This is a genomic window from Streptomyces sp. NPDC056347 (assembly GCF_042262625.1).
GTDB lineage: Bacteria > Actinomycetota > Actinomycetes > Streptomycetales > Streptomycetaceae > Streptomyces.
Genome location: NZ_JBHJQP010000007.1, coordinates 36900 through 49567 on the forward strand (window position 1 = coordinate 36900; position 12668 = coordinate 49567).

Here is a 12668-nt window from a genome sequence, read left to right on the forward strand (position 1 = left end):
CGCCGCGACACCCGGCGGCACGGCGGGCATCGCGGCGGCGAAGAGGGTCACACGGTCACGGCTTGGGCAGGGCGCACCCGGCGCGGTTCAGGTCGAACTGGTTGCCGGGGCCGATGCACGGCACGATGCCGTACGTCTCCTGGGCGTAGTTGATGCCCTGGCGCACCGTCACGTTGCCGCTCTCGTCGACCTCGCACGGGTTGTTGTCCGTGCACCGCTGTCCGTCCTCGTTGCCGGTGTTGTTGACGGCGACGACCTTGCCGGTCGCGTTGTCGATCACCGGCGAGCCGGACGTGCCGCCTATGGTCTGGCAGGCGGAGGTGTAGCGGACCGAGTCCTTCCAGGTCCACGAGCCTTCCTTGACCCGGTAGACGAAGCCGTCGATGTTGCAGGCGTACGTGCGCTTCCAGTAGCCGGAGACGACCGTGATCGCGGTGCCCTGGACCGGGTGCGAGGCGTTGAGCTCCAGCGCCTTGATGCCGTAGGTGCTCTCGATCTGGGCGTAGGTCTTGGTGAGCTGGTAGACCGAGATGTCGGTGTCGGTCATCGTCCCGTACGCGATCTTGCTGGCGCGCAGGGTGCCGACGCCGCTGCCCGAGGCGTTCAGCAGGGTGAAGCTGCGGGTGGACGGCTGGTCGCGGACGACCTCGCCGGGCCCGGGGAAACCGGTCTCCATGCAGTGCCCGTTGGAGAGCACCAGCGCGGGGTCGCCCGGCTGCGAGGTGGGCGTGCGGACGACGGAGCCGGAACAGTTGCTCAGCGCCACGGTCCCGGCGAAGTTGACCGCCTTGGCCTTGGCCTTCACCGCGACGGGCGGCGCGGCCGCGTCGCCGGCCGGGACGGTCGCGGCGGTGGCGGGTGCGACACCCGCCCCGAGGAGCAGCACGGAGAACAGCGCACCGACGAGAGGCTTCTTCATGTGGGGGTCCCCTCAAGTGACCTGGGCAGAAGCCCGACGGCCCCGCCCACCGAAGTCTTGCTCGGATTTGACATGCGCATGTTTGCGTATGAGGGGACCCCCCAACAAGGGTCGGTTTCAAGCCGTCCGGACGATCCCGCCCGCCGGCCGCCCGGCGTGACGTGCCATCAGCCGGATCCGGCCCCGCACGGCACCGTCACGCCGGACCGGGCGGCCCCGCCCGCCGCCCCCGCGCACACCGTCCGGCGGCCTCGAAGTCCAGCCATCGCACCCCGCTCCCCCCGGCGTCGCGGTCACCGGTTCATGACGTGCGAAGCCGTACGGACCGCTCACGCGGCGGCCAACTCGGCGGCGAGCCCCCGCGTTACGCGCCGCGCTCCGGCGCACCCCCGCCCCGGACGACCGCCCCGTGGCGCATCTCACCCGTCCGGCTCCGCCACGGCCGCGTTCCGGTGCATTCGAAGCCGTGGCGGCGCTCCCGCCCGGCGTTCCCACGGCGCGGGACGGCGGGCGCATGGCGATGGAAGACGGCGCCGGACCGGCCGGGCGGCCGGGCGGGGCGTTTGGGGACGAAAGCCCCGGCGACGGGCGCGGGGCGGCCGTAAGCTCCCGGACATGCAGGTCAACCAGTCCACGAAGCTCGCCAATGTCTGCTACGAAATCCGGGGCCCGGTGCTGGAGGAGGCGATGCGGCTGGAAGCGGCCGGTCATCGCATCCTCAAGCTGAACACCGGCAACCCCGCCGCGTTCGGTTTCGAGTGCCCGCCCGAGATCCTCGAGGACATCCTGCGCAACCTCTCCGGGGCGCACGGCTACGGCGACGCGAAGGGGCTGCCGTCCGCGCGGCGGGCGGTGGTGCAGCACTACGAGACCAAGGGCATCGATCTCGACGTCGAGGACGTCTACCTGGGCAACGGCGTCTCCGAGCTGATCCAGATGTCGATGCAGGCGCTGCTCGACGACGGCGACGAGGTGCTCGTACCCGCCCCGGACTATCCGCTGTGGACGGCGTCCGTGTCGCTGGCCGGCGGCACGGCGGTGCACTACCGCTGCGACGAGCAGGCCGACTGGATGCCGGACCTCGCCGACATCGAGCGGCGGATCACCGACCGCACCAAGGCCCTGGTGATCATCAACCCGAACAACCCGACCGGCGCGGTGTACGACGAGGAGATGCTGCGCGGGCTGACGGAGATCGCCCGCCGCCACAACCTGGTGGTCTGCTCCGACGAGATCTACGACCGCATCCTGTACGACGGCGCGACCCACACCCCGACCGCCGCGCTCGCCCCCGATCTGCTGGTGCTCACCTTCAACGGGCTCTCCAAGAACTACCGGGTGGCCGGCTACCGCTCGGGCTGGCTGGCGGTCTGCGGCCCCAAGGCCCACGCCGCCTCGTACATCGAGGGGCTGACGATCCTCGCCAACATGCGGCTCTGCGCCAACATGCCCTCGCAGCACGCCGTGGCCACCGCGCTGGGCGGCCGGCAGTCGATCGACGACCTGGTGCTGCCGGGCGGACGCATCCTGGAGCAGCGGGACGCCGCGTACGACGTGCTGACCGCGATCCCGGGCGTGACCTGCGTGAAGCCGAAGGGGGCGCTGTACCTCTTCCCGCGCCTGGACCCCAAGGTCTACCCGGTCAAGGACGACCGGCAGATGGTGCTCGACCTGCTGCGGGCCGAGAAGATCATGGTCGTGCACGGCACCGGCTTCAACTGGCCGGAACCCGATCATTTCCGGGTGGTGACCCTGCCCACGACCGAGGACCTGACCGACGCGATGACCCGGATCGGGCACTTCCTGGACGGATACGGCCAGCCCTAGGCAACTTCCCCGGAAGTCCTCCAGGGAAAGTCTTCCCGACCGAAAAGATCTTCGATCGCAGACAACTTTAGACTAATTCCAATGTAGGATGGTCGCACTGCAACACCAGGAGGCCATCCATGTACGAACCGATCCGCACCAAATCGGTCCACACACCGGTTGACCACGCCGACGACTTCCCGGGCCGTTCCCGGGAGGAAGAGCTGGACATCCAGCTCGCCGGGCACCTGGCCGCGCTCCTCGCGGTCACCGACGAACTGGGCCTCGGCGTGGCGGGCGACCGCATCGCCGCGCAGGTCGCCCGGCTGCGTGGCGCACCGCCCGCCCGGCACGCCGGCCGGACCGACGCCCCCGCGTCCGCCCTTCACCACCGCGCCCACGCCCTGGCGGGCCGCGCGCTGGTGGTCGCCGCGTCGCGCGCCGACACGGCCGCGGCGATCCTCGCGGCCGAGCGGATGGACGCCCACGCGGCGGCGCTCGCCGCACCCGCGCCGACCCCGCTGGTCGGCGCCCACTGACGGCCCCGGTCCCCGCGACGTCCAGGCGCGCGGACCGGGCGCCATCCACTTCCGCCCCGTGCCACGAGGGCGCGCGAGCGGGCGCACCCATGACGCGGGCGCACCCATGACGCGGGTGCGCGCACCCGCATCGCGCGGGCGGGCGCACCCGTAGTACGGGATATGAGTACGGATCGCCCGTAGCTCGGGAGCGGGCGTTCGCGCCCCCGTTCCGCCGCCGTTGCGTACTGGGATCAGCGCTTCACCTCCCGTCCACCCGAAGCGGCCCGGAATGTGGGTTTCCGCGAGCAGGCTGCGGCTGTGAGACGCATCGTGGGAATCGTTCTGGCGGTGCTGCTGATCGGCGGAGTGGCCATAGCCGTCGCAGCGGGCCGCGACAGCAAGGACCCGGGCACGGCAACGAGGACCGTGCGTGGAGTCATCGGTTCGGAGAAGGCCGAGTTCTTCGCCGATCCCGACGTGGCGAAGGCCCTCGCCGACCGGGGAATCGTCGTCAAGGCGGAGACCTCCGGGTCCTGGGCGATGGACCGGCTCTCCCTCAAGGGGTACGACTTCGCCTTCCCCGGCTCCAAGGCCCCGGCCGACGACCTCCAGCGCCGCTCGGCCGTCACCGGCGGACCGCTGCGGCCCTTCTACTCCCCGCTGGTCGTCGTCGCGCACCGGGCCGCCGCCCAGGTCCTGGCCGCCAACGGCCTCGCCGCGCTGAACGGCCGCACCAGCGGAAAGCTGCTGATGGGCCCCTACCTCCGGGCCGCCCGCGACGACCGGACCTGGCAGCAGCTCAAGGGGTCCGGCAGGCACGCCGAGCTGACCGGCACGGTGTTCATCACCAGCACCGACCCCGTCTCGTCCAACTCCGGCGCCCTCTACCTCGCCGCCGCGTCCTACGTGGCCGACGGCGGCCGGGTCGCCGCCGACGGCGCCGCGATCGACCGCACCGCCCCGCTCCTGAGGAAGCTGATCCAGGTCCAGGGCGCCCAGCAGACCAGCAGCGACGCCCCGTTCCGGGACTTCATCAGCGGGGTCGGCAACCCCCTGGTGCTGGTGTACGAGTCCCAGGTCGCCTCGTTGCTGATGCAGCGTCAGGATGCCGGCGACCTGGTCCTCCTGTATCCCGACACCACGGTGTCCAGCGACCACACCCTCGTACCGCTGACCGCCGAGGGCCGCAGGCTGGGCGAGCTCCTGTCCATCGACCCGAGGCTGCGCGAGCTCGCCGTACGCCACGGCTTCCGCCCGCAGGGCGCGGCCGCCGAGTTCACCGCCGCCACCGCCGGCCACACCGACTACATCGACCAGAAACTGACCGGGGTCCGCCAGGCTCCCGTGCCCACCGCGACGGTGCTGCGCGCGATGGCCCGGCGGACCCGCGGCTGACACCCCACGCCTCCCGGGAGACCCCAGCCATGACCGAAGAGCCCCGGCCGCTCGCCCCCGGGTGGCCCCGGACGACCGCCGGCCGCCCCAGGAGACGGCCCGGAGGACCGCGCCGCCGGGCACTGCGCCCGCTCCTGGCCGCACTGTCCGTCGCCGTACTCGTCCCCCTGGCCGCCTGCACGGGTCCGGGCGGCGGCACCGGCTCCGCCGGAGCCTCGGGCGGCCCGGGCCAGGACGCCGGCGGACCGCGGCCCGGCACCCTGCGCATCCTGGCCTCCAGCGAACTCGCCGACCTGAAGCCCCTGCTGGAGGAGGCCCGGAAGGCGACCGGGATCACCGTGCGGCCCACCTGGACAGGCACCCTCGACGCCGTCGAGCAGCTCGGCTCCGGCACGGCGGACCGGGCGTACGACGCGGTCTGGCTCTCCTCCAACGACTATCTGCGGCTGCATCCGGACGCCGCGGCGCACATCACCTCGGAGACCCCGCTGATGACGTCGCCGGTCGCCCTCGGGGTCCGCCCGGCGACCGTGCAGCGGCTGGGCTGGCGGCCCTCGGAGGTGACCTGGTCGCAGGTGCACCGGGCGGTCGCCGAGGGCCGTCTCACGTACGGGATGACCGACCCGGCCCGCTCCAACTCCGGTTTCTCCGCGCTGGTCTCGGTGGCCTCCGGGCTCTCGGGCGCCCAGTCCGCGCTGACCGACGCCGATGTGCGCGGGGCGAGCGGGAAGCTGAGGGAGTTCTTCGCCGGGCAGCGGCTGACCTCCGGCTCCTCGGGCTGGCTGGCCACCGCGTACGCCCGGCGCGGCACCGTCGACGCGCTGATCAACTACGAGTCGGTGCTGCTCTCGCTGAACCGCGACAGCCACACCGGGCTGACCGTGATCCGCCCCCGCGACGGGGTGGTGACGGCCGACTACCCGCTCAGCGCGCTCACCGCCGCCACCCCCGGGGCCAAGGACGCGGTCCGGGCACTGACCACGTACCTCCGCACCCCCGGCGTCCAGCGGAAGCTGACCCGGGACACCTTCCGCCGCCCGGTCGTGCCCTCGGTGCGGCCCGCGCCGCCGCTCGCCGCCGACGCCCGCCGCGAACTCCCCTTCCCCGGCACCCGGTCCGTCGCGGACGGGCTGCTGCACGCGTACGAGAACAAGCTGCGCCGCCCCTCGCGCACCGTGTACGTGCTGGACACCTCCGGGTCGATGGCCGGGGACCGGCTGGCGGCGCTGAAGGCGGCGCTCACCGGGCTGACCGAGGACTTCCGGGAACGCGAGGAGGTCACCCTGCTGCCGTTCGGCTCGTCGGTGAAACAGGTCCGCACCCACACCGTCGACCCGGCCGACCCGCGCCGCGGCCCGGCGGCGCTCCGGGCGGACACCGCCGCGCTGAGCGCCGGGGGCGAGACGGCGATCTACTCCAGCCTGAAGTCTGCGTACGAGCGGATCGGCGCGGACTCCGAGTCCGCTTTCACCTCGATCGTGCTGATGACGGACGGCGAGAACACCAGCGGCGACACCGCCCGCGACTTCACCTCCTACTACCGCGCGCTGCCCGGGGCGCGCCGGGCCACCCCGGTCTTCCCGGTCGTCTTCGGCGACTCGGACCGGGCCGAGCTGGACCGGATCGCCGCCCTGACCGGCGGCCGCCTCTTCGACGCGACGAAGGAGCGGGGGCCGGGTTCGCTGGACGGCGCCTTCGAGGAGATCCGTGGGTACCAGTAGGAGCGGGCCGGGAGCGCCGGGCGGCGGGGTCGCGGGCCGGGCGCTGGCGTATCTGGAGTCGCGGAAGAACATCGCCGGGAGCGCCGGCGGGCTGGCGGGGCTCGCCCTGACCTTCACCGGGCTCGCCGGGACGTACTGGCCCGCGGTGGTCGCCGGGCTCTACGCGGCGGGCGCGCTGATCGCCCCGCCCGAGCGCCCGCCGGCGCCGGAGTTCGCGGACGCGTCGTCGCGGCTGGAGGCGGTGCGGGAGGACTTCGGGACGCTGCGGGACTACCTGGACGCGGTGGAGCTGCCGCCCGCCGCCTCCGGCCGGCTCACCGAGCTGATGGAGCTGCTCGGCGGGCTCCTGGCTCCCGGCTGGGTGGCCATGGCCCTGGCCACCGACCCGGAGGGCGTCCACGTCCTGTCCCGCGCCGTGCACCAGGACGTCCCGGAGGCGGTCGACACCTTCGTACGGACCCGCTGGTGGACCCGGATCGCGCCCGGCGCGGAGCCGCCCGAACGGCAGTTGGAACAGCAGCTGGCCCTGCTGCACCGCGAGGCGGCGGCGCTGGCCGCCGGGCTGCGCGAGGCCGAGGCCCGGCGGCAGCAGACCCACACCCGCCACCTGGAGGACCGGGGCCGAAACGGGTAGTGCGGGGCCCGGAAAGGGAGCGGCCCCCGGAATCGTGAGGGGATTCCGGGGGCCGTCGTACCGCGGCGGGCTTGTCGGCCCCACAGGTCAGGGCGGATGTCCGGGGCCCGGCCGCGGGGGCGTGCGGGGCGCACTCGCGCGGAGTGCGCCCGGCGGGCGTCAGCCCAGGCGCTCGACCAGCGCGCGGTACTCGTCCCACAGCTCCTTGGGCGTGTGGTCGCCGAAGGTGCTGAGGTGGTCGGGGACCAGCGCCGCCTCCTCGCGCCAGACCTCCTTGTCGACGCTGAGCAGGAAGTCCAGGTCGGCCTCGGAGAGGTCCAGGCCCTCGGTGTCGAGGGAGCCCTTGGCCGGCAGGACGCCGATCGGGGAGTCGACGCCCTCGGCCTTGCCGTCGAGGCGCTCGACGATCCACTTCAGGACGCGGCTGTTCTCGCCGAAGCCGGGCCACACGAACTTGCCCGCGTCGTTCTTGCGGAACCAGTTCACGTAGTAGATCTTCGGGAGCCTGGACTGGTCCTTGTCCGCGCCGACCTTGATCCAGTGGTTCATGTAGTCGCCCATGTTGTAGCCGCAGAACGGCAGCATGGCGAACGGGTCGCGGCGCAGCTCGCCGACCTTGCCCTCGGCGGCGGCGGTCTTCTCGGATGCCACGTTGGCCCCGAGGAAGACGCCGTGCTGCCAGGTGAAGGACTCGGTGACCAGCGGGACGGCGGAGGCGCGGCGGCCGCCGAAGAGGATCGCCGAGATCGGCACGCCCTTCGGGTCCTCCCACTCCGGCGCGATGATCGGGCACTGCCCGGCCGGGACGGTGAAGCGGGCGTTGGGGTGGGCGGCGGGCGTGTCGGACGCGGGCGTCCAGTCGTTGCCCTTCCAGTCGGTGAGGTGGGCCGGAGCGGTCTCCGTCATGCCCTCCCACCAGACGTCGCCGTCGTCGGTGAGCGCGACGTTGGTGAAGACGGAGTTGCCCCACATCGTCTTCATGGCGTTGGCGTTGGTGTGCTCGCCGGTGCCGGGCGCGACGCCGAAGAAGCCGGCCTCGGGGTTGATCGCGTAGAGACGGCCGTCCTCGCCGAAGCGCATCCAGGCGATGTCGTCGCCGATGGTCTCCACGGTCCAGCCGGGGACCGTCGGCTCCAGCATGGCGAGGTTGGTCTTGCCGCAGGCGGACGGGAAGGCCGCCGCGACGTACTTCGCCTCGCCCTGCGGCGGGGTGAGCTTGAGGATCAGCATGTGCTCGGCGAGCCAGCCCTCGTCACGCGCCATGACGGAGGCGATGCGCAGCGCGTAGCACTTCTTGCCGAGCAGGGCGTTGCCGCCGTAGCCGGAGCCGTAGGACCAGATCTCGCGGTCCTCGGGGAAGTGCGAGATGTACTTGGTGGAGTTGCACGGCCACGGAACGTCCTCCTGGCCCTCCTCCAGCGGGGCGCCCAGGGTGTGCACGGCCTTGACGAAGAAGCCGTCGGTGCCGAGTTCGTCCAGCACCGCCCGGCCCATGCGCGTCATGGTGCGCATCGAGACGGCGACGTAGGCGGAGTCGGTGATCTCGACGCCGATCGCGGAGAGCGGCGAGCCGACCGGGCCCATGCAGAACGGGACGACGTACATCGTGCGACCGCGCATCGAGCCGCGGAAGACGCCCTTCTCACCCGTGAAGATCTCCCGCATCTCGGCGGGGGCCTTCCAGTGGTTCGTCGGACCGGCGTCCTCCTCCTTCTCGGAGCAGATGAACGTACGGTCCTCGACGCGGGCGACATCGCTCGGGTCGGACGCGGCGTAGTAGGAGTTCGGGCGCTTTTCCTCGTCCAGCTTGGTGAAGGTGCCCTTGGCGACGAGCTCCCCGCACAGGCGCTCGTACTCGGCCTCGGAACCGTCGCACCAGACGACCTGGTCCGGCTCCGTTATCGCCGCGATCTCGTTCACCCAGGAGATGAGTTCCTGGTGCTCGGTGGGAAGAGTGGGGGGAGCCGCGATGTCGCGCGCCACGATCGCTCCTTGTTGAGGGTGTCTGCTTGGTAGTTGCCCCGTGGGGGCTGCGACCCGGATGCTTCGACCCCTTCGAATCCCGCTGGCGCTCATCCGGTGCCGACCGCACTCATTTGATCATCCGCCCGTTCCGCCCATATGTCCAGGGGGGCGCACACGTGAGCATCGCCACTCGTACCGGTTACCTACGGTTGCGTAGGTACGATGCGGGAATGACTGCTGCCGCTGCCGCATCCGCGCCCGCCGGGCCGGAATCAGCCGAGTCCGACGCCCTCCCCGCGAAGCCGCGCATGCGCGGCTGGCTGCATGCCGGGATGTTCCCCGCCGTGATCGTCGCCGGAGTGGCGCTGATCGCGTTCACCGACAGCTCCCGCGGCCGGATCGCCTGCGGGATCTACACCCTGACCGCCTGTCTGCTCTTCGGTGTGAGCGCGCTCTACCACCGGGGCACCTGGGGGCCGCGCGGCGAGGCGGTGCTGCGCCGCCTCGACCACGCCAACATCTTCCTGATCATCGCGGGCACGTACACCCCGCTGACCCTGCTGCTGCTCCCCGACTCCACCGGGACGCCGCTGCTCTGGGCGGTCTGGGCGGCGGCCGCGGCGGGGATCGCCTTCCGGGTGTTCTGGGTCGGCGCCCCGCGCTGGCTGTACACGCCGTGCTACCTGGCGATGGGCTGGGCGGCGGTCTTCTTCCTGCCCGACTTCATGCGGACCGGCGGGATCGCCGTCCTGGTGCTGGTGGTCGTCGGCGGGCTGCTCTACAGCGCGGGCGGGGTCATCTACGGCATCAAGCGCCCCAACCCCTCCCCGCGCTGGTTCGGCTTCCACGAGGTGTTCCACTCGCTGACGCTGGCGGCCTTCGTGGTGCACTACGTCGGCATCTCACTGGTCGCCTACAACCACCGCTGACCGCGCCCGCGGCCCGTCGCGGGGCGGTGCCGGCGGCCGCCGGATGCCCGACAATGGCGCCCATGGCCGCCACCCCCCGTACCCCTTCCGTTTCCCTCGCCTCTTCCGTGCCCCTCGCTTCTTCCGTGCCCCTCGCTTCTGCCGTTTCCGCGCCGGGACTGCGCGAGCGGAAGAAGCTCCGGACAAGGGTCGAGATCCGCCGGGCCGCCTACCGGCTCTTCGCCGAGCAGGGGTACGAGGCGACGACGGTCGAGCGGATCGCGGCGGCGGCCGAGGTGTCCCCCAGTACCGTCTTCCGCTACTTCCCGGCCAAGGAGGACATCGTCCTCACCGACGAGTACGACGCGGTCCTGGAGGCCTCGCTGCGGGCCCGCCCCGCCGGTGAGCCGCCGCTGGATTCGCTCCGGCACGTGCTGGCCGAGGCCCTCGCCGCGCTGCCGGCCGCCGAGAGCCGGGAGCTGCGGCAGCGCGCCGTGCTGCTGGCCCGGGTCCCCGCGCTCCGGGCCCGTACGGCGGAGAGCATCCCGGGCACCGCACGGGCCCTGGCCGCCGCCTTCGCCGCCCGCTCTGGCCGCGCCACCGGTGATCTGGCGGTCCGGGTGTCCGTCACGGCGGCGCTGGGCGCACTGCGCGAGGCGGTGCTGTACTGGGGCGAGCGGGACGGCGAGGACGACCTAGTCGCCCTGGCCGACGAAGCGATGGCGGCCCTGGCGACCCCGCTCGCCACCGGCTGACGCCCGTCGGCCTTCTACCGCACGCCGATCTTCCGGGCCAGCTCACCCGCGTCCGTCGTCGGCGCGTCGCACACGAAGCGGCGGCAGACGTACGCCGTCGGCGCCCCGCCCACCATCGGCCGGTCCGCCAGCAGCGGGAACTCCGCCCCGCCGGTCTCCCCCGCCGCGACCACCGCCCCCGGTGCCGTACCCAGCAGCGCCGTACGGTGCAGCTCGCCGCCGACCGGCCCGGCCACCGCGATCTCCCGCACCCCGTCGAGCTGCGCCTCGGCCACCGCGAGCCCCCAGCCGATGAACCGGGGCGCCCGGGGCCCCAGCGCCTTCACCACACCCAGCGCCTGCTCCGCCGCGGTCCGGTGCGCTTCGGAACCGGTGTGCGCGGCGTACGAGAGGAGCGCCCCGGCCGCCGCCGTCCAGCCGGCCGGGACCGCGTTGTCGGTGGGGTCCTGGGGGCGGCGGATCAGCTGTTCGGCGTCGTCGGCGGTGTCGTACAGCTGGCCGCCCTCGCCGGTGAAGTGCACGAGCACGATGTCGAGGAGGAATCCGGCGAAGTCCAGCCAGGCGCCCTCCCCGGTGACCGCGGCCAGCGCGAGGAAGCCCTCGGCGACGTCGCCGTAGTCCTCCAGCACCCCGGCGTTGCCGCCCGCCCGTCCGTCCTTGGAGGTACGGGTCAGCCGCGCGGTGTCCCCCATGTGGACCCGGACCAGCAGGTCGGCCGCCTCGGTGGCACGCTCCACCAGGTCGGGCCGGTCGAAGTAGGCCCCGGTCTCGGCGAGCGCGGCGATGGCCAGCCCGTTCCAGGCCGCCACCACCTTGTCGTCCCGGCCGGGGCGCGGGCGCTCCTCCCGCGCGGCCAGCAGCCGGGCCCGCACGTCGGCGACCCGGTCCGCGTCCGCCACCCCACGCCCCACGAGCCGGAGCACGGAGGCCCCCTCCTCGAAGGTGCCCTCCTCGGTCACCCCGAAGTACTCGGCGGCGAAGGCGGCGTCCGCCTCGCCGAGCACCTCCCGCAGCCGCGCGGGCGTCCAGACGTAGTACGCGCCCTCGACGTGCCGGCCGTCCACGTCCTCACTGTCGGCGTCCAGCGCGGAGGCGAACCCGCCCTCGGCGGTGCGCAGTTCGCGCACCATGAAGTCGGCGGTCTCCAGGGCGATCCGCCGGGCCTGCTCCGATCCGGTGGCCCGCCACAGATGCGCGTACACCCGGCAGAGCAGCGCGTTGTCGTAGAGCATCTTCTCGAAGTGCGGCACGATCCACTCCCGGTCCACCGCGTAGCGGGCGAAGCCGCCGCCGAGCTGGTCGTAGATCCCGCCCTCGGCCATCGCCCGGCAGGTGTCGGCGGCCATCTGGAGAGCGCCCTCCGACCCGGTGCGGGCGTGATGGCGCAGCAGGAACTCGACGGTCATCGACGGCGGGAACTTGGGCGCCCCGCCGAACCCGCCGTACTTCTCGTCGTAGTCGCGGGTCAGCCCGAGCAGCGCCTGCGACAGCTCCGGCTCCCCGGGCAGCCCGTCCCCACCGCTCACCAGCGAGCGCCCGCCCAGGTCCCGCACGATCCGCGCGGCCACCTCCGCGACCTCCCCCCGCCGCCCGCCCCAGGCGGCCGACACCCCTTCGAGCACCTGCCGGAAGGACGGGCTCCCGTGCCGCGGCTCGGGCGGGAAGTACGTGCCGAAGTAGAACGGCTCCCCGTCCGCCGTCATGAACACGGACATCGGCCACCCCCCGTGCCCGGTCGCCGCCTGCACCGCCTCCATGTACACCGCGTCCACATCGGGCCGCTCCTCGCGGTCCACCTTCACGTTGACGAAGTGCTCGTTCATGTACGCGGCGGTCGCCCCGTCCTCGAAGGACTCGTGCGCCATGACGTGACACCAGTGGCACGAGCTGTAGCCGACGCTCAGGAACACGGGAACGTCGCGCCGCCGCGCCTCTTCGAAGGCCTCAGGGCCCCAGGGCCACCAATCGACCGGGTTGTCGGCGTGCTGCAACAGATACGGTGACTGCGCTTCGGCAAGGCGGTTCATACGGCCACCCTTGCACG

At 72.7% G+C, this 12668-nt stretch carries 10 protein-coding genes; 7 read left to right on the plus strand and 3 right to left on the minus strand.

Translation table 11 applies throughout. The features are described from left to right. Positions 1 to 55: 55 nt before the first annotated feature. On the minus strand, positions 56 to 919 hold the full coding sequence (locus ACFCV8_RS03340; RefSeq protein ID WP_376683550.1) for a serine protease: 864 nt from the start codon (positions 917 to 919) through the stop codon (positions 56 to 58). Positions 920 to 1534: 615 nt separating this feature from the next. Between ACFCV8_RS03340 and ACFCV8_RS03345 the strand changes: the two genes are divergently transcribed. The 5 genes from ACFCV8_RS03345 (at position 1535) to ACFCV8_RS03365 (ending at position 6996) form a co-directional block, all read left to right on the plus strand. Next, entirely contained in the window at positions 1535 to 2746 is a 1212-nt protein-coding gene (locus ACFCV8_RS03345; protein WP_376683551.1) for a pyridoxal phosphate-dependent aminotransferase, read from the plus strand. A 119-nt stretch (positions 2747 to 2865) separates the two neighbouring features. Further along, a complete protein-coding gene (locus tag ACFCV8_RS03350) occupies positions 2866 to 3264 on the plus strand; it encodes a hypothetical protein (protein WP_376683552.1) in 399 nt (132 codons plus the stop codon). Between the two features lie 273 nt (positions 3265 to 3537). After that, on the plus strand, positions 3538 to 4641 hold the full coding sequence (locus ACFCV8_RS03355) for a hypothetical protein (RefSeq protein WP_376683553.1): 1104 nt from the start codon (positions 3538 to 3540) through the stop codon (positions 4639 to 4641). A gap of 29 nt (positions 4642 to 4670) precedes the next feature. Further along, positions 4671 to 6362 carry a substrate-binding domain-containing protein gene (locus tag ACFCV8_RS03360; protein WP_376683554.1) on the plus strand — a complete coding sequence of 564 codons (1692 nt, stop codon included), beginning with the start codon at positions 4671 to 4673 and terminating at the stop codon, positions 6360 to 6362. 43 nt (positions 6363 to 6405) lie between these two features. Further along, positions 6406 to 6996, plus strand: a complete 591-nt coding sequence (locus tag ACFCV8_RS03365) for a hypothetical protein (RefSeq protein WP_376683594.1) — start codon at positions 6406 to 6408, stop codon at positions 6994 to 6996. 159 nt (positions 6997 to 7155) lie between these two features. Here ACFCV8_RS03365 and ACFCV8_RS03370 read toward each other — a convergent pair whose 3' ends face one another. Then, positions 7156 to 8979 (minus strand): phosphoenolpyruvate carboxykinase (GTP), encoded by a 1824-nt coding sequence (locus tag ACFCV8_RS03370; RefSeq protein WP_376683555.1) that lies wholly within the window; start codon positions 8977 to 8979, stop codon positions 7156 to 7158. Positions 8980 to 9191: 212 nt separating this feature from the next. Between ACFCV8_RS03370 and ACFCV8_RS03375 the strand changes: the two genes are divergently transcribed. After that, entirely contained in the window at positions 9192 to 9890 is a 699-nt protein-coding gene (locus tag ACFCV8_RS03375; protein WP_376683556.1) for a hemolysin III family protein, read from the plus strand. A 62-nt stretch (positions 9891 to 9952) separates the two neighbouring features. Continuing rightward, positions 9953 to 10624 (plus strand): TetR/AcrR family transcriptional regulator, encoded by a 672-nt coding sequence (locus ACFCV8_RS03380; protein WP_376683557.1) that lies wholly within the window; start codon positions 9953 to 9955, stop codon positions 10622 to 10624. A gap of 14 nt (positions 10625 to 10638) precedes the next feature. On the opposite strand, the gene ACFCV8_RS03385 is transcribed toward ACFCV8_RS03380, so the two are convergent. Then, positions 10639 to 12651, minus strand: coding sequence for a thioredoxin domain-containing protein (locus tag ACFCV8_RS03385; RefSeq protein WP_376683558.1), 2013 nt, complete (start codon positions 12649 to 12651; stop codon positions 10639 to 10641). Positions 12652 to 12668 lie beyond the last annotated feature (17 nt).

Excerpts from the sequence above, each read along its gene's own strand:
- ACFCV8_RS03360 (WP_376683554.1), top strand. The coding sequence starts at position 4,671 with ATGACCGAAGAGCCCCGGCCGCTCGCCCCCGGGTGGCCCCGGACGACC.
- ACFCV8_RS03340 (WP_376683550.1), bottom strand. The coding sequence starts at position 919 with ATGAAGAAGCCTCTCGTCGGTGCGCTGTTCTCCGTGCTGCTCCTCGGG.
- ACFCV8_RS03380 (WP_376683557.1), top strand. The coding sequence starts at position 9,953 with ATGGCCGCCACCCCCCGTACCCCTTCCGTTTCCCTCGCCTCTTCCGTG.
- ACFCV8_RS03345 (WP_376683551.1), top strand. The coding sequence starts at position 1,535 with ATGCAGGTCAACCAGTCCACGAAGCTCGCCAATGTCTGCTACGAAATC.
- ACFCV8_RS03375 (WP_376683556.1), top strand. The coding sequence starts at position 9,192 with ATGACTGCTGCCGCTGCCGCATCCGCGCCCGCCGGGCCGGAATCAGCC.
- ACFCV8_RS03350 (WP_376683552.1), top strand. The coding sequence starts at position 2,866 with ATGTACGAACCGATCCGCACCAAATCGGTCCACACACCGGTTGACCAC.
- ACFCV8_RS03385 (WP_376683558.1), bottom strand. The coding sequence starts at position 12,651 with ATGAACCGCCTTGCCGAAGCGCAGTCACCGTATCTGTTGCAGCACGCC.